The organism is Roseateles sp. P2_H4, from assembly GCF_056403315.1.
Window position 1 is genome coordinate 142,506 of the sequence record NZ_JBFUFR010000007.1, and the last position, 14,716, is coordinate 157,221.

The following is a 14,716-nucleotide window of genomic DNA, read 5'->3' on the forward strand; positions in this document are numbered from 1 at the left end:
GCCGGGCCAGCAATCTGCGAGCAAAACGGCCCAGGTAAGCTGACTCGTTTTTGCCGTCAATCCCCATTACTTTTGGCAGCCTCATGCGCTCGACTTCTTCCTTGATCCTCTGCAGCCTGGCCATCGCGGCTGGCCTGGGCGGCTGTGGCCGCAAGGCCGATGCCGATGGCGCAGCCGCGGCGGGCGCCTCCGCTCCCGCCGGCGCCCTGCCGCCGCAGAACGTCAGCGTCATGCCCGTGAAGCAGGCCGATGTGCCCATCACCGTGGAAGCCAGCGGCACGGTCACCGCCTTGCAGAGCGTGGATCTGCGTGCGCAGACGAACAGCATCGTGTCCCAGGTGCTGGTCAAGGACGGCCAGAACGTCAAGAAGGGCGAGCTGCTGTTCCGCTTCGACGACCGCGCCGACCGCGCCGCACTGGAAAAGGCGCGCGCCCAGGTCGCCCGTGACCGCGCCAGCCTGAGCGATCTGGAGCGCCAGCTGAATCGCGCCAAGGAGCTGAAGGCGCAGAACTTCATCGCCCAGAACGCCGTCGATACGGCCCAGGCCAACTTCGATGCCGGCCAGGCCCTGATCCGCAGCGACGAGGCCGCCGTGCAGGCCGCCCAGGTCACCACGGGCTACAACGAGTTGCGCGCGCCCATCAGTGGCCGCGTGGGCATCGTCAGCGTCTTCCCCGGCAGCCTCGTGCAGGCCAATGCCTCGGGCCTGCCCCTGGTCAACATCGCGCAACTCGATCCCATCGGCATCGCCTTCACGGTGCCCGAAACCCAGCTGGCCTCGCTGCTGACTGCCGTGCGGGCCGGTGAGCTGGATGTCGAGGCCCTGCCGCCCCCGGGTTCGCCGCGCGGCGCTGCCTCCATCAAAGGCCGCGTCTCGGCGGTGGACAACCTCGTCGACTCGGCCACCGGCACCATCAAGGTCAAGGCCGAGTTCGCCAACAAGGCCCAGTCGCTGTGGCCCGGCCAGTACCTGCGCGTGCGCGTCACGCTGCGCACCCTCAAGGGCGTGACGGTGGTGCCGCAGGCCGCCATCATCATGCGCGGCAACGAGCGCTCGGTCTACGTCGTGGGCCAGGACAACACGGCCAAGCTGGTGAGCGTGCAGGTGCGCCAAGCCATGGGCGAGCAGGCCGTCGTCGAAGGCCTGGATGCCACGGCCCAGGTCGTCATGGACGGCAAGCAGAACCTGCGTCCCGGCACGCCGCTGCGCATCACGATGCCTGCTGCGGGCGCATCGGCGTCGGCACCGGCTTCGGGCGCCAGCAAATGAGGCTCACCGAGGTCTTCATCCGGCGGCCGGTCATGACCGTGCTGCTGAACCTGTCGCTGGTCATCGCCGGCCTGGCGGCCTGGAGCAAGATCCCGGTCGCGGCGCTGCCGTCCTACAACACGCCCATCATCAATGTGGGCGCTTCGCTGCCGGGCGCGTCGCCCGAGACCATGGCTTCGTCCGTGGCCCTGCCGCTGGAGAAGCAGTTCTCCACGATTGCCGGCCTGCAGACCATCTCGTCGACCAACACCCTGGGCAACACCTCGCTGACGCTGGAGTTCGACCCCTCGCGCAATATCGACGACGCCGCCGTCGACGTGCAGGCGGCGCTGTTCCGCTCGCTGCGCGCGCTGCCGGCGGAGATGACCTCGCCGCCCAACTACCGCAAGGTCAACCCGGCCGACGCGCCGGTGCTGCTGGTGGCGCTGACCTCGCCGTCCATCGACCTGACCGAGCTGAACGACTACGCCGAGAACCTGCTGTCGCCGGGCCTGTCCACCATCGACGGCGTGGCCCAGGTGTCCATCTTTGGCCAGAAGCGCTATGCCGTGCGCATCAAGGTGCGCAACGACCTGCTGAACCAGCGCAACATCACGCTGGAAGAGCTGCAGACGGCGGTGCGCACCGCCAATGCCAACACGCCCGTCGGCGTGCTGGACGGCTCGCGCCAGACGCTCACCATCCAGGCCAACCGCCAGCTGCGCAATGCCGCCGAATTCGGCCGCATCGTCGTCGCCTCGCGCAATGGCGCGCCGGTGCTGCTGCGCGACGTGGCCGAGGTGCAGGACAGCGTCGAGACGAGCAAGACCTACTCCACCTACCAGGGTGAACGCTCCATCGTGCTGGCCATCCAGCGCCAGCCCGACGCCAACACCGTGCAGGTGGTGGACAAGGTCAAGGCCCTGCTGCCGCGCTTCGCGGCGCAGATGCCGGCCTCGGTGCAGATGAGCACGCTGAACGACCGCTCGGTGTCCATCCGCGAATCGCTGCACGACGTCTATGTGACGCTGGCCCTGACCGTGGGCCTGGTGGTGCTGGTCATCTTCATCTTCCTGCGCCGCGCCGTGGCCACGCTGATCCCGACGGCCTCGCTGCCGATCTCGCTGATCGGCGCGCTCACGCTGTTGTTCGCGCTGGGCTATTCGCTGGACAACATCTCGCTGCTGGGCATCACGCTGGCCGTGGGCCTGGTGGTGGACGACGCCATCGTCATGCTGGAGAACATCGTCCGCCACGTCGAGGACGGCATGAAGCCCTTCGACGCGGCCGTGCGCGGCGCGCGCGAGATGGCCTTCACCATCCTGTCCATCTCGGTGTCGCTGGTGGCGGTGCTGATCCCCATCTTCTTCATGCCGGGCGTCATCGGCCTGCTCTTCCACGAGTTCGCCGTCGTCGTCGGCCTGGCCATCATGGTGTCGGCCGTCGTGTCGCTGACGCTGGTGCCCATGCTGTGCAGCCGCCTGCTCAAGCCCGACGCGCATCACGAGGACGGCCCCATGGGGCGTCTCTTCGAGCGCGGCTTCACCGCCACGCTGAACTTCTACACCCGCACGCTGGACCTGGCGCTGCGTCATCGTCCCTGGGTGCTGGGCGTGGCGCTCTTGAGTTTCGTCGCGACGATCTGGTTCTACACGACCATCCCCAAGGGTTTCTTCCCCGAGGAAGACATCGGCCAGATCCAGGCCAGCACCGAGTCCGCCGAGGACACGTCGTTTGCCGCGATGACGCTGCTGCAGGACCGCGTGGCCGCCATCGTGCGCAGCGATCCGAATATCGCCGCCGTCAGTTCCGCCGTCGGCGGCGGGCCTTCGGGCAGCGCGAGCAACACCGGCCGCATGTTCATCAACCTGAAGGCCCGTGGCAGCCGCGAGCCCATGCCCAAGGTGCTGGAAGGCCTGCGCAAGAAGCTGCGCGCCGTGCCGGGCATCGCCGTCTACCTGCGCCCGGTGCAGAACCTGCAGCTCGGCGGCCGCCAGAGCAAGAGCCGCTACCAGTACACGCTGCAGTCGGTGTCGGCCGGCGAGCTCAACACCTGGGCCCTCAAGCTGCAGGAGAGGCTGCGCAGCGACGAGCGCTTCCGCGACATCACCAGCGACTCGCAACTGCGCGGCCTGCAGGCCAGCCTCATCATCGACCGCGAGCGCGCCGCCATCCTGGGCGTGCAGATGCAGGACCTGCGCAATGCGCTGTACGGCGCCTTTGGTGAGCGCCAGGTGTCCAGCATCTATGCCGAGAGCAACACTTACCAGGTCATCATGGAAGCGGGCGAGGAGGATCGCAGCAGCGAGGCCGCCTTCGACAAGATCTATCTGCGCGGCAAGAGCGGCGCCCAGGTGCCGCTGACGGCCTTCGCCACCGTGCAACGCACGCTGGGGCCGACGGCGGTCAACCACCAGGGCCAGTTGCAGGCCATCACCATCAGCTTCAACCTCGCGCCCAATGTGCCGCTGGGCGACGCGACCAAGCAGATCGAGGCCTTCACCGAAGAGATCAAGCTGCCGCCCAGCGTCATCACGAGCTATGGCGGCGATGCGGCGGTGTTCAAGGATTCCCAGGGCGGCCAGCTGCTGCTGATCGGCCTGGCCGTGGCGGTCATCTACGTGCTGCTGGGCGTGCTCTACGAGAGCTATATCCACCCCATCACCATCCTGGCCGGCCTGCCGTCGGCGGCGGTCGGTGCGCTGCTGACGCTGCAGCTCTTCGGCATGGAGCTGACCATCATCGCGACCATCGGCATCGTCATGCTGATCGGCATCGTGAAGAAGAACGCCATCATGATGATCGACTTCGCGCTGGACGTGCAGCGCAGCCAGGGGCTGCCGCCCGCCGAGGCGATCCGCCAGGCCTGCATCCTGCGCTTCCGGCCCATCATGATGACGACGCTGGCCGCGTTGATGGGCGCCTTGCCCATCGCCCTGGGCCTGGGCGCCGGCGCCGAACTGCGCCAGCCACTGGGCCTGGCCGTGGTGGGGGGGCTGATCCTGTCGCAGGCGGTGACGCTCTACATCACGCCGGTCATCTTCCTGGCGCTGGACCGCTTCAGCGGCAAGGGGCCGGATGTGCGCGAAGTGGCCGACTTCGAGAGCAAGACGGCTTGATCAGTAGCGCTTCACTTGGCGATGTGCTCGACGAGCACGCCGTCGCATGACTGGCTCAGCGAGCCGACCGGGACGTTTGACGAGTGGGTGACGGCCAGGCGATTTGCGCCAAGCCACTCGACAGACACGGTGTTGCGCTCCAGCGGCGCCTGAAAGACCAGGCCGCTCGCCTTGTTGTCGGGCTGCACGCTGCGGATGTGCACTTCGATGGCTGGAGTCTCTCCGCCCAGGTGCGGCCCGTAGATGTGTTGCTCGACCGTGGCCTCGCGAAGCCCGTCGGGCGAGCGTGCCCGGCTCAAGACTTCGACCTCGGTGGCGCGGCCGCAGGAGACCAGCAGGGCGGCCAGCGCAACGAGCGACAGCCTGCGGGCTGACATGGCCTCAGCCCAGCCTGAGGCGGCCTTCGCGGCTCTCGGTGAGCAGCCGCTGGGCCGCGCGCTCGATCATGCCGATGACGGCATCGAAGCCCGCGACCGGGCCGAAGTAGGGGTCGGGAATGTCTTCACCGGCCATCTCCGGCACGAAGTCGGTCAGCAGCAGGATGCGGGCGTGGTGCTCGGGCGCGGCCTTCTTGCGCAGGGCCTCCACGTGCTCTACCTCCATGGCCAGCACCAGGTCGTACTGGCCCAGCTGCTCGGGCTCGACGCGGCGTGAGCGCCATTTGCGCTCGAGGCTGTATTTGTGCCGCTCCAGCGCCGCAGCGGCGCGCGCATCCACCGGGCCGCCGCGCGGGTCGGCATGCACGCCGGCAGAGGCGATGGTCTTGAACACATCGCCGAGGCGGGCCCTGAAGATGGCCTCGGCCATCGGCGAGCGGCAGATGTTGGCGGTGCAGACGAGCAGAACGGCAGCCATGGTCAGACCTTCGTCAATTCGGTCCGCATCGCGTCGATGACGGCCTGGTAATCGGGCTTGCCGAAGATGGCCGAGCCGGCCACGAAGGTGTCGGCGCCCGCCGCGGCGATCTCACGGATGTTGTCGGCCTTGACGCCACCGTCGATCTCCAGGCGGATGTCGCGGCCACTGGCCCTGATGATCTCGCGCGCCTTCTTCAGTTTTTGAAGCGCTGACGGGATGAAGCTCTGGCCGCCGAAGCCGGGGTTGACGCTCATCAGCAGGATCACGTCGACCTTGTCGATGACCCACTCCAGCACGTCCAGCGGCGTGCCCGGGTTGAACACCAGACCGGCCTGCTTGCCCTCGGCCTTGATGAGCTGCAGCGTGCGGTCCACATGGGCGCTGGCCTCGGGGTGGAAGGTCACCACGTCGGCGCCGGCGCGGCAGAAAGCCTGGGCCAGGCTGTCGACCGGCTGCACCATCAGATGCACGTCGATGACGGCCGGCGTGCCGTCGGGCAGCACCGCATGCTTGCGCAGCGCCTCGCAGACCATCGGCCCGAAGGTCAGGTTGGGCACGTAATGGTTGTCCATCACGTCGAAGTGGATCCAGTCGGCGCCGGCGGCCAGCACGTTCTTCACTTCATCGCCCAGGCGGGCGAAGTCGGCGGACAGCAGGCTGGGGGCGATGCGGTATTGAGGTGCGGCGGGCATAGCCGCGGATTCTAGGTTCCAGGCCTCTTGAAGCTGTCCCGCGCCTGCTGCGCTTCCTTCCAGTGGTGGCAGCCGGGCTGGTGGTCGTTGATCAGGCCCATGGCCTGGATCAGCGCATGCATCGTGGTCGGGCCGACGAACTTCCAGCCGCGCTTCTTCAAATCCTTGGACAGGGCCTCCGAGGGCACCGACGTGGCAAGGTTGTGGGCCACCGAGTTCTTCGGTGGCTCGAAGCGCCACAGATAGGCGGCCAGCGAGCCTTCGGCGGCCACGAGTTCGACGCAGCGCCCGGCGTTGTGGATGGCCGCCTCGATCTTGCCGCGGTGGCGCACGATGCCGGCGTCGGCCAGCAGGCGGTTCACATCCTTCTCGCCGAACTTCGCGACCTGGTTGTAGTCGAAGCCGGCAAACGCGGCGCGAAACGCCTCGCGCTTGTTCAGGATGGTCCGCCACGACAGGCCGCTCTGGAAGCCTTCGAGGCAGAGTTTCTCGAACAGCCGGAAGTCGTCGGCCACGGGCCGGCCCCATTCCTCGTCGTGATAGCGCAGATAGGACTCATCGCCGGGCGCGGCGGCGCACCAGGCGCAGCGCGGCCGGCCGTCAGGGGGCAGGAAGAGAGGTTTCATCGGTATTTGTCGGCGAGTTGGCGCAGCGTGCCGTCCTTCTCCAGCTTGCGCAGGGCCTGGGTCAGGCGCTCTTCGTAAGCGGCGGGCAGGTCGGCGCGCAGCGCCAGCCATTGCGGCTCTTCCTGGAAGACGGTGCGGCCGAACTTGACCTTGTCGCCGAGCTTGCTCTCGGTCACATGGTGCTGCAGATTGATGTCCTGGCCATAGATCGCATCGGCGCGGCCCAGCTGCAGCATCTGCAGGGCCTCGCGCTCGGAGCCCACCTCGGCGACCGTCACGTCGGCCGCCAGCAGTCGGCGTGCCAGCGCCGTGCCACGCATGACCAGCACCGGCTTGCGCCGGCTCCAGGCCGCCAGCTCGGCCAGCGTGTCGGGCGTGCGCGGGTCGTTGGCGCGCTGCAGCACGACATGGCGGATGGTGTACAGCGGCACCGGCGCATAGCGCCATTGCTTCTCACGCTCGGGTGACTTCAGCAGGCAGAAGAAGGCGTCGACGAGGCCATCGGCCAGCAGTCGCTCCACGCGCTTGAGCGGCACCTGCTGGTCCAGGCCCGTGAAATGCAGGCCCGGGTCCTGCCTTTCGACGGCGCGCAGGATCTCCAGGCACAACCCCGGCTTGAGCGGGCTGCCTTCGGGGTCGTACTTGACGGTGGAGCTGGCCTGCTGCACCGTGCGCAACGTCAGCTCCTGGGCCGGCGCCGCCAGGCTCAGCAGCGCACTCAGCAGGCAGAGCCAGCGCAGCACTTAGGATCACACTCCCCGAAGAACATGCGGCAGCATAGCCCCCGAGACCGAGAATCACCTGATGGCGAACCCCCGTTTCAGTTGCAGCGTCACTGTGCAGTCCCTGCCCGAGCAGACTCATCTCGAGCAAGGCCTGTACGCCTTCAGCTACACCATCACCATCGAGAACAGCGGCGACGTGCTGTCCCAGCTCATCGGCCGGCATTGGGAAATCACCGATGCGCGTGGCCAGGTGCAGGTCGTCGATGGCCTGGCCGTCGTCGGCCACCAGCCCGTGCTCGCGCCCGGCCAGAGCTTCCAGTACAGCTCCTGGGCCCAGATCGGCACGGCCCAGGGCACGATGAAGGGGCGCTTCCTGTGCGTCACCGAGGGCTGCGAGGTCTTCCACACCGAGGTCGACGAGTTCCTCCTCGCCGATAGCGCCTCCCTGCATTGAAGTTATTGAAGCCCCTCGGCCAAGGCGTACCTTGGCCGGTCCCCCGCGGGGACGGCGATGCTTGCCGGATTGACCGGCAAGCACATCGCCCAGGGCGGGCCGGCTAGGGAGCGGCCCGGCGCTCGGCCCGCGAATGCCACGGACAACTGAATTGACCAACCGTACTTGGGATCTCACCGCCCTCCTGAACGCGGCCGACCCGCAGGCCGCGCTCGCCGAGCGCAATCTGTGGCTGGTGCGCCTGCTCGAATGGCTGCGTCATGCGCCGCGTGAAGAGAGCTCATCGGGCACGCCGCTGCCCATCGTGCGCCTCAAGCACCTGCTCAATGTGCTGGAGCGCCATCCCGACCACGCCTGGGCGTTCGCCAATGTCATCGGCGGGGTCTGGAACGATGTCGACGCGGTCGCGCTGTTCGCCGAGGTGGGCTTTGCGCCGCGCATGGCGCTTTGGCACGAGTTCCTCGGCCGCCTGCGCCGCCGCCTGCTGCCGGCCACCACCGACACGCGCGACCTCGCCGCGCTGTTCGAGCTGCTCTTCGGCGACGAGCGCGACGAGGACTGGATCGCCGCCATCGACGACGAACTGCTGGCCCGCCTGAGCCTGCTGTTCGCCGCCACGCCCGACGATGGTTGGCGCATCGAGGCGCGCGCCGCCATCACCGTGCTGGTCAGCAGCGTGCACGCCGCCGGCCTGGCCGGGCCGATGCGGGTGCGCATGGACGAGCCCTTGCTGCAGGACAAGCCCTTCCACCAGCTGCCCGCCGCCTGGGAGGCCGTCGAGCGTGCACTGGGCGGGGCGGTGTCGGATGCGGCCGCGCTGTCCACGGCCATGCAATACCTGCACGCCCTGCTGGACCGTTGCCGCGCCGCCGCGCTGACCGTGCCCGAGCATCTGGAGGCCCACGGCGTGTCGGTGGACCTGATGTTCTCCGTCGAGCAGCTCACCGCGCGGCTGGACCGCATCGAGGCGCTGCTGGCCTGCCTGCTGTCCCATGAGCCGCGGCGCGAGCTGCTGCGCCTGGTGGCCGGCCTCGTGCGCGTCGTGCACGAGCGGCGCAGCCTGCGCACGCTGTTCGCGCGCCACTACTCGCTGCTGGCGCGCAAGGTGGCCGAGCGCGGTGCCGAGACGGGCGAGCACTACATCACCCGCAGCCGCGAGGAATACCGCGACATGCTGCGTCGCGCGGCCGGTGGTGGCGCCGTGCTGGCGGGCACCACCTTCCTCAAGTTCGGCATCGCCCTGCTCGGTTTCACGGCCTTCTGGGGCGGTTTCTGGGCCGGTGTGAACTACGCGGCCTGCTTCGTGCTCATCCACCTGCTGCACTGGACGGTGGCGACCAAGCAGCCCGCAATGACGGCGCCGGCCATGGCGGACAAGCTGCTGACCATCGACCGCGACGACGGCGTGCTGGCGTTTGTCGACGAGGTGACCCATCTCGTGCGTTCCCAGGTCGCCGGCATCATCGGCAATCTCACCGTCGTGGCGCCTCTTGTGCTGGCCGTGCAGGGCCTGTGCTGGCTGGCCTTTGGCGCGCCGCTGGTGGGCGTGCAGGACGCCGAATACGTGCTGCACTCGCTGAGCCTGTTCGGCCCCTCGCTGCTGTTCGCCGCCTTCACCGGCACGCTGCTGTTTGCGTCCAGCATGATCGCCGGCTGGGTGGAGAACTGGTTCGTCTTCCACCGCCTGGACAGCGCCATCGCCTGGAACCCGCGCATCGTCGCGACCCTCGGCCAGACGCGCGCTCAGCGCTGGTCACATTGGTGGCGGGCCAATATCTCGGGCTTGACGGCCAATATCAGCCTGGGCCTGATGCTGGGCCTGGCGCCGGCACTGCTCGGCTTCGTCGGCCTGGGCCTGGAGGTGCGCCACGTGACGCTGTCCACCGGTCAGCTTGCCGCGGCCGTGGGTGCGCTGGGTATCGGTGTCATGACGACCTGGGCTTTCTGGTCCTGCGTGCTGTGCATCGCCGGCATCGGCATGCTCAATGTCGGTGTCAGCTTCTTCTGCGCCTTCAAGGTGGCCATGCGCTCGCGCGGCGTGCGCCTGACCGATCGCAAACGCGTCTACGCCGCCATCCGTGCGCGGCTGCGGCGCCAGCCGCTGAGCTTCTTGATAGCGAAGAACTAGTCGTCCTTGCGCTCGCCCTTGTTGCGGCCCGAGAACATGGTCCACCAGATGATGAAGACAAAGATCAGCAGCGCGCCGAGGGCTTCGAGGGCAAGGAGCAGCATGGGGTGGTGGGCGCGTGGTGGGCTGGCCGTCATTCTAGGAAGCCTCGCTGCCTGTTCATCGCCACCACTGCAGCCGCCCGAGCCGGCGCCGACGGTGCCGGCCATGCCGCGGCCGGCAACACAGCGCTGGGTCGCCGCCGACTGGAAGGATCTGCCCGGCTGGGGAGGCGACGACCTGCTCGCCGCCTGGCCGGCCCTGCTGGCCGGCTGCCAGCGCCCGGCACCCGGCTGGGCCGAGTTCTGTGCCCGCGCCGCGCTGCAGGCACCCGCCGACCCGATGGAGGCCACGCTCTTCCTGATGAAACATCTGCGCCCCTGGCGGCTGCAGGCCGACGGCGGCGAGGCCACGGGCCTGCTGACCGGCTACTTCGAGCCCCAGCTCAGCGCCAGCCGCACGCGCCAGGGCGCCTTCCAGTGGCCGCTGCATGCCCTGCCGGGCGACGCCGCGCTGCGCCGCACGCCGCGCCGGGACATCGAGGCCAATCCGCGCTTCGCTGCGCTGGAGATGGCCTATCTGGACGACCCCTTCGGCCTGCTGCAATTGCAGATCCAGGGCTCGGGGCGCCTCGTCGTGCGCGACGCGGCAGGCGCCGAACGCATCAGTCGCGTCGCCTACGCCGGCCACAACGACCAGCCCTTCCAATCCGTGGCACGGGCGCTGCTGGATCGCGGTGAGGTCGGCGACGCGACGCCACGCACGCTGAGTGACTGGGCGCGCCGCAACCCCGCCAAGGTGCGCGAGGCCCTGGCCGTCAATCCGCGCGTCGTCTACTTCCGCGAGGAGGCGCTGCCCGACCCGGGCCGTGGCCCGCGCGGCGCCCAGGGTGTGCCGTTGACGCCGGGGCGCTCCGTCGCCATCGACCGCAGCTTTGTCTCGTTGGGCACGCCGCTGTGGCTGGACAGCACCGAGCCGCTCAGCACGACACCCATGCGCCGCCTCGTGATGGCCCAGGACACCGGCAGCGCCATCACCGGCGCCGTGCGCGCCGACCTGTTCTGGGGCTGGGGCGACGAGGCCGCGCTGCAGGCCAGCCGCACCAAGCAGGCGCTGCGGCTGTGGGCGCTATGGCCCGACGGAGCTACTCCGAAACCTTGACGCCCTTCCAGAAGGCGTAGCGGCCCTTGATCTCGGCCGCGGCGGGCAAGGGGTCGGCGTAGTACCAGACCGCATCCGGATTCATCTCGCCGTTGACGAACAGGCTGAGGTATTGCGCCTGGCCCTTCCAGGGGCAGCCGCTGCGGTGGTTGGAGAAGGTCGTGTATTCCTTCTTCAGCGAATCGGCCGGGAAGTAATGGTTGCCTTCGACGACGACCGTGTCATCGCTCTCGGCGATGGTCACGCCGTTCCAAACTGCCTTCATGTGCGGTCTCCGTGAGAATGGGTTGGATGCGACGCTATCACTCCCACCTCGGCCGCGACATCGTCATCACCGGCGGCAGCGCCCGGGATCTCGACCCCGGACAGTTCGGCGTGCTCGCCATCGACGGCGGCGCGGGCGGCTGGTCGGTCGTGCACAAGGGGCCGGATGGCGACGTGGACGAACTCAACAATGAGATGCACTTCGAGACGTGGGAGGAGGCGCTGGCGTTTGTGAAGGAGTTGATCGGGATGATGGCCGCACCATGAACTCTCCCGCTGCCCCGCTCACCCTCTATGGGGCTGCTGCCTCGGGGTCTGTGGCTGTCGAAGCCGCGCTGACGCTGCTGGGCCTGCCTTGCCAACTGATCGAAGGCGCGACCTGGGCCGAGGCCGCCGCGCGTGATCGCGTTGCGCCGACGAATCCGATGCGCCAGATCCCGACGCTGGTGCTGGAGGGCGGCGAAGTCATGACGGAGAGCGCGGCCATCCTGATCTATCTGGCCGACCTGCATCCCGAGGCGCGGCTGGCGCCTGCGGCGGACGACCCGCTGCGGCGGCAGTTCCTGCGCTGGATGCTCTATGTGTCGTCGGCGATCTATTCGCTGCACTGGATCAAGCCGGACGTGAAGCGCATTGGCGCGCCCGACAGCGCTCGCGACGTCGTGGTCGATGCCGTGCATGAACGCATTGCCTTCTGCTGGGCCAATATGGATCGCCAGCTGACTCCGGGGCGCTGGCTGCTGGGTGACGAGCTGACCGTGCTGGACCTCTATGTCGCTGTCATCTCGCGCTTCGGGCCGTGGCGGGAGCGGTTCTACGAGGCGGCGCCGCGGATGGCGCAGGTCATCCGCCGTGTCGATGAAGAGCCTCGGTTGGCGACGCTGTGGCGCGAGCGGTTTCCTGACGATTGACTCCGACGCCGTCTTGCCATGCCGCTCAAGCGTGGCGCGGTGCACAAGTCTCGGCTGGCATACTGGTTGCGTGAACAACCTTCCTAACCCGCTGCCGCTATGAACTGCCCCAAGTGCCAAGCATCCATGGTCTCCGTCAGCACCGAAGCGGGGGCGGTCGATCAGTGCAGCGCTTGCGGCGGGCTCTGGTTCGATCGGCTCGAAGACAAGAAACAGTTGGACTTCGCCGAGCAGATTGACACCGGAGACGCCGAACGCGGGGCCAGGTTCAACACGGTGGATCGCATCTCCTGCCCCGTGTGCGCCAACACGCCGCTGACACGGATGGTGGACAACGATCAGCCGCATATCTGGTTCGAAGCCTGCCCGTCGTGCAATGGGCGATTCTTCGATGCTGGCGAGTACAAGGACCTTGCCGATCGATCGCTTTCTGACTTCGTCAAAAGCTTCAGGGCAAAGGCGCGCGGCGCCTAGACCTGCCCACCCGCCTTCGCCCCCTTGCCCTGCAGCACCGGCGCGTCCGGCATGCCCAGCAGATCGGCCGCCAGGGCCTCGGCCACCTCGATGCCGTCAACGCCAGCGCTCATGATCCCGCCCGCATACCCCGCCCCCTCGCCGGCCGGAAACAGGCCGCGCACATTGACGCTCTGGTAGTCCCGCCCACGGTTGATGCGCAGCGGCGATGAGGTGCGCGTTTCCACGCCCGTCAGCACTGCATCCGGCCGGTCGAAGCCGCGGATCTGGCGCGCAAACGCCGGCAGGGCCTCGCGGATGGCCTCCAGCGCATACGACGGCAGCGAGCCACGGCCCTTCTGCTGCAAATCGGTCAGCGTGACACCCGGCTTGTAGCTGGGCACCACGTCGCCAAATTCCTTGCTCACCTGGCGCTTGACGAAGTCGCCCACCAGCGAGCCCGGCGCCAGATAGCCGCCGCCGCCCAGCTCATAGGCGCGGCTTTCCCAGATGCGTTGGAAGGCCATGCCGTCCAGCGGGTTCACGAGGCTGCCGTCGCGCTTGCCGTCCTGGCGGTAGTCCTCAGGCGTCAGGCCGACGACGATGCCGGCGTTGGCGTTGCGCTCGTTGCGCGAGTACTGGCTCATGCCGTTGGTGACGACGCGGTCGGGCTCGCTGGTGGCCGCGACGACCGTGCCGCCGGGGCACATGCAGAAGCTGTAGACCGAGCGGCCGTTCTTGGCGTGGTGCACCAGCTTGTAGTCGGCCGCACCGAGGATCTCGTTGCCGGCGTGGACGCCGAAGCGGGCTGCGTCGACCAGCGACTGTGGGTGCTCGATGCGGTAGCCGATGGAAAAAGGCTTGGCTTCCATCTGTACGCCGCGGGCATGCAGCATCGTGAAGGTGTCGCGGGCGCTGTGGCCGAGCGCAATGACGACGTGGGTCGTAGCTATCTGCTCGCCCGATTCGAGCTGCACGCCGCGCACGGCACCGTTCTCGATCAGCAGATCGGTCATCTTCTGCTGGAAGCGGATCTCGCCGCCCAGCGCCTCGATGTCGGCCCGCATCTTGATGATCATGCTGACCAGGCGGAAGGTGCCGATATGCGGCTTGCTGACGAAGAGGATCTCCTCGGGCGCGCCGGCCTTGACGAACTCGGTCAGCACCTTGCGGGTCAGGTGGCGTGGGTCGGAGATCTGCGAATAGAGCTTGCCGTCGGAAAAGGTGCCGGCGCCGCCTTCGCCGAACTGCACATTGCTCTCGGGGTGCAGCTTCTGCTCGCGCCACAGGCCCCAGGTGTCTTGCGTGCGCTCGCGCACGGCCTTGCCGCGTTCCAGCACGATGGGGCGCAGGCCCATCTGCGCCAGGATCAGCGCGGCGAACAGGCCGCAGGGCCCGAAGCCGACGACGACGGGCCGCGGGCCGGTGTGCTCACCGACCTGGGCCAGGAAGTGATAGCCGGTGTCGGGCGACGGGCGGACCTGGTGGTCGCCGGCGAAGCGGGCCAGCACGGCGGCTTCGTCGACACCTTCGGCCAGCGTGCAGTCCAGCGTGTAGACGAGCTGGATGTCGCTGCGCTTGCGGGCGTCATAGCCGCGGCGGGCGATGTGGATGCCTGCCAACTCGGCGTCGGCCAGCTTCAGGCGGGCCAGCGCCGCGGGGCGCAACGCCTCTTCGGCGTGGTTCAACGGCAGGCGGAGTTCGTTGATGCGGATCATGGTGGTCAGTAGTTATCCGACGACAAAAACAAACAGGCCCCGCGGGGCCTGTGTGCATGGAACCGTCAGGCGGTCAGCCTGCGACTCAACCCGAATGGGGGCGCTTGCCCGGGTTCTTCTTGGAGCGGGTGTGGGAACCGCGCTCCAGGCTGCACAGCTGGCCCTTGCCGGCCGTGAAGGTCACGCCCTTGGGGGCGGCGGGACGGGGGGTGGCGCGGCGATCCGCTTCGGTGACGATCTTGTTGCCCATGAATGGCTCTCCAGTGAAACAAAAAGCCCGCAGGGCAGGCAAGTCGCAAAAAGCGACGAAAGGCAGGG

General features: G+C 68.1%; 16 protein-coding genes. 8 read left to right on the forward strand and 8 right to left on the reverse strand.

Going from position 1 to position 14,716, the window contains the following annotated elements:
* The first annotated feature begins 83 nt into the window (after positions 1-83).
* Positions 84-1,271 carry an efflux RND transporter periplasmic adaptor subunit gene (locus AC1DW3_RS07755; protein ID WP_477930192.1) on the forward strand — a complete coding sequence of 396 codons (1,188 nt, stop codon included), beginning with the start codon at positions 84-86 and terminating at the stop codon, positions 1,269-1,271.
* Entirely contained in the window at positions 1,268-4,369 is a 3,102-nt protein-coding gene (locus AC1DW3_RS07760) for an efflux RND transporter permease subunit (protein ID WP_477930194.1), read from the forward strand. The genes AC1DW3_RS07755 and AC1DW3_RS07760 overlap by 4 nt, the downstream gene beginning before the upstream one ends.
* An 11-nt stretch (positions 4,370-4,380) precedes the next feature.
* Here the strand turns inward: AC1DW3_RS07760 and AC1DW3_RS07765 are convergent, their stop codons facing one another.
* The 5 genes from AC1DW3_RS07765 to AC1DW3_RS07785 are packed head-to-tail and all read right to left on the reverse strand — an operon-like array spanning position 4,381 to position 7,288.
* Positions 4,381-4,746 carry a hypothetical protein gene (locus AC1DW3_RS07765; protein ID WP_477930195.1) on the reverse strand — a complete coding sequence of 122 codons (366 nt, stop codon included), beginning with the start codon at positions 4,744-4,746 and terminating at the stop codon, positions 4,381-4,383.
* A gap of 4 nt (positions 4,747-4,750) precedes the next feature.
* Positions 4,751-5,224: a low molecular weight protein-tyrosine-phosphatase gene (locus AC1DW3_RS07770; RefSeq protein ID WP_477930197.1), complete on the reverse strand. Its 474-nt coding sequence runs from the start codon at positions 5,222-5,224 to the stop codon at positions 4,751-4,753.
* A 2-nt stretch (positions 5,225-5,226) separates the two neighbouring features.
* Positions 5,227-5,919 carry a ribulose-phosphate 3-epimerase gene (gene rpe / locus AC1DW3_RS07775; protein WP_477930199.1) on the reverse strand — a complete coding sequence of 231 codons (693 nt, stop codon included), beginning with the start codon at positions 5,917-5,919 and terminating at the stop codon, positions 5,227-5,229.
* 11 nt (positions 5,920-5,930) lie between these two features.
* Complete coding sequence (locus tag AC1DW3_RS07780; RefSeq protein ID WP_477930201.1) at positions 5,931-6,545, reverse strand: DNA-3-methyladenine glycosylase I; 615 nt, start codon at positions 6,543-6,545, stop codon at positions 5,931-5,933.
* A complete protein-coding gene (locus AC1DW3_RS07785; RefSeq protein WP_477930203.1) occupies positions 6,542-7,288 on the reverse strand; it encodes a substrate-binding periplasmic protein in 747 nt (248 codons plus the stop codon). The genes AC1DW3_RS07780 and AC1DW3_RS07785 overlap by 4 nt, the downstream gene beginning before the upstream one ends.
* A 61-nt stretch (positions 7,289-7,349) precedes the next feature.
* Here AC1DW3_RS07785 and apaG point away from each other — a divergent pair, with 61 nt between their 5' ends.
* The 3 genes from apaG to mltA all read left to right on the forward strand — a co-directional run bounded on the left by apaG (position 7,350) and on the right by mltA (position 11,052).
* Entirely contained in the window at positions 7,350-7,724 is a 375-nt protein-coding gene (gene apaG, locus AC1DW3_RS07790) for a Co2+/Mg2+ efflux protein ApaG (RefSeq protein WP_477930205.1), read from the forward strand.
* A 151-nt stretch (positions 7,725-7,875) separates the two neighbouring features.
* Positions 7,876-9,852, forward strand: coding sequence for a site-specific recombinase (locus AC1DW3_RS07795; RefSeq protein WP_477930207.1), 1,977 nt, complete (start codon positions 7,876-7,878; stop codon positions 9,850-9,852).
* A gap of 207 nt (positions 9,853-10,059) precedes the next feature.
* Positions 10,060-11,052 carry a murein transglycosylase A gene (gene mltA / locus AC1DW3_RS07800; protein ID WP_477930209.1) on the forward strand — a complete coding sequence of 331 codons (993 nt, stop codon included), beginning with the start codon at positions 10,060-10,062 and terminating at the stop codon, positions 11,050-11,052.
* Here mltA and AC1DW3_RS07805 read toward each other — a convergent pair.
* Positions 11,036-11,317: a DUF427 domain-containing protein gene (locus tag AC1DW3_RS07805; RefSeq protein ID WP_477930211.1), complete on the reverse strand. Its 282-nt coding sequence runs from the start codon at positions 11,315-11,317 to the stop codon at positions 11,036-11,038. The genes mltA and AC1DW3_RS07805 overlap by 17 nt on opposite strands.
* A gap of 26 nt (positions 11,318-11,343) precedes the next feature.
* On the opposite strand from AC1DW3_RS07805, the gene AC1DW3_RS07810 reads away from it, so the two are divergent.
* The 3 genes from AC1DW3_RS07810 (at position 11,344) to AC1DW3_RS07820 (ending at position 12,701) form a co-directional block, all read left to right on the forward strand.
* A complete protein-coding gene (locus AC1DW3_RS07810) occupies positions 11,344-11,583 on the forward strand; it encodes a hypothetical protein (protein WP_477930213.1) in 240 nt (79 codons plus the stop codon).
* Positions 11,580-12,227 carry a glutathione S-transferase family protein gene (locus AC1DW3_RS07815; RefSeq protein WP_477930215.1) on the forward strand — a complete coding sequence of 216 codons (648 nt, stop codon included), beginning with the start codon at positions 11,580-11,582 and terminating at the stop codon, positions 12,225-12,227. The genes AC1DW3_RS07810 and AC1DW3_RS07815 overlap by 4 nt, the downstream gene beginning before the upstream one ends.
* Before the next feature lie 99 nt (positions 12,228-12,326).
* Complete coding sequence (locus tag AC1DW3_RS07820; protein WP_457351238.1) at positions 12,327-12,701, forward strand: zf-TFIIB domain-containing protein; 375 nt, start codon at positions 12,327-12,329, stop codon at positions 12,699-12,701.
* Here the strand turns inward: AC1DW3_RS07820 and AC1DW3_RS07825 are convergent.
* The gene (locus AC1DW3_RS07825; protein ID WP_477930217.1) at positions 12,698-14,398 is read right to left on the reverse strand and encodes an NAD(P)/FAD-dependent oxidoreductase; all 1,701 of its coding nucleotides are present in this window, start codon (positions 14,396-14,398) and stop codon (positions 12,698-12,700) included. The genes AC1DW3_RS07820 and AC1DW3_RS07825 overlap by 4 nt on opposite strands.
* 85 nt (positions 14,399-14,483) lie before the next feature.
* Positions 14,484-14,648: a hypothetical protein gene (locus AC1DW3_RS07830; RefSeq protein WP_477930219.1), complete on the reverse strand. Its 165-nt coding sequence runs from the start codon at positions 14,646-14,648 to the stop codon at positions 14,484-14,486.
* Positions 14,649-14,716: the final 68 nt, after the last annotated feature.

Excerpts from the sequence above, each read along its gene's own strand:
- AC1DW3_RS07815 (WP_477930215.1), top strand. The coding sequence starts at position 11,580 with ATGAACTCTCCCGCTGCCCCGCTCACCCTCTATGGGGCTGCTGCCTCG.
- AC1DW3_RS07825 (WP_477930217.1), bottom strand. The coding sequence starts at position 14,398 with ATGATCCGCATCAACGAACTCCGCCTGCCGTTGAACCACGCCGAAGAG.
- AC1DW3_RS07755 (WP_477930192.1), top strand. The coding sequence starts at position 84 with ATGCGCTCGACTTCTTCCTTGATCCTCTGCAGCCTGGCCATCGCGGCT.
- mltA (WP_477930209.1), top strand. The coding sequence starts at position 10,060 with ATGCCGCGGCCGGCAACACAGCGCTGGGTCGCCGCCGACTGGAAGGAT.
- AC1DW3_RS07765 (WP_477930195.1), bottom strand. The coding sequence starts at position 4,746 with ATGTCAGCCCGCAGGCTGTCGCTCGTTGCGCTGGCCGCCCTGCTGGTC.
- AC1DW3_RS07810 (WP_477930213.1), top strand. The coding sequence starts at position 11,344 with ATGCGACGCTATCACTCCCACCTCGGCCGCGACATCGTCATCACCGGC.
- AC1DW3_RS07760 (WP_477930194.1), top strand. The coding sequence starts at position 1,268 with ATGAGGCTCACCGAGGTCTTCATCCGGCGGCCGGTCATGACCGTGCTG.
- AC1DW3_RS07830 (WP_477930219.1), bottom strand. The coding sequence starts at position 14,648 with ATGGGCAACAAGATCGTCACCGAAGCGGATCGCCGCGCCACCCCCCGT.
- AC1DW3_RS07780 (WP_477930201.1), bottom strand. The coding sequence starts at position 6,545 with ATGAAACCTCTCTTCCTGCCCCCTGACGGCCGGCCGCGCTGCGCCTGG.
- AC1DW3_RS07770 (WP_477930197.1), bottom strand. The coding sequence starts at position 5,224 with ATGGCTGCCGTTCTGCTCGTCTGCACCGCCAACATCTGCCGCTCGCCG.
- AC1DW3_RS07820 (WP_457351238.1), top strand. The coding sequence starts at position 12,327 with ATGAACTGCCCCAAGTGCCAAGCATCCATGGTCTCCGTCAGCACCGAA.
- apaG (WP_477930205.1), top strand. The coding sequence starts at position 7,350 with ATGGCGAACCCCCGTTTCAGTTGCAGCGTCACTGTGCAGTCCCTGCCC.
- AC1DW3_RS07805 (WP_477930211.1), bottom strand. The coding sequence starts at position 11,317 with ATGAAGGCAGTTTGGAACGGCGTGACCATCGCCGAGAGCGATGACACG.
- rpe (WP_477930199.1), bottom strand. The coding sequence starts at position 5,919 with ATGCCCGCCGCACCTCAATACCGCATCGCCCCCAGCCTGCTGTCCGCC.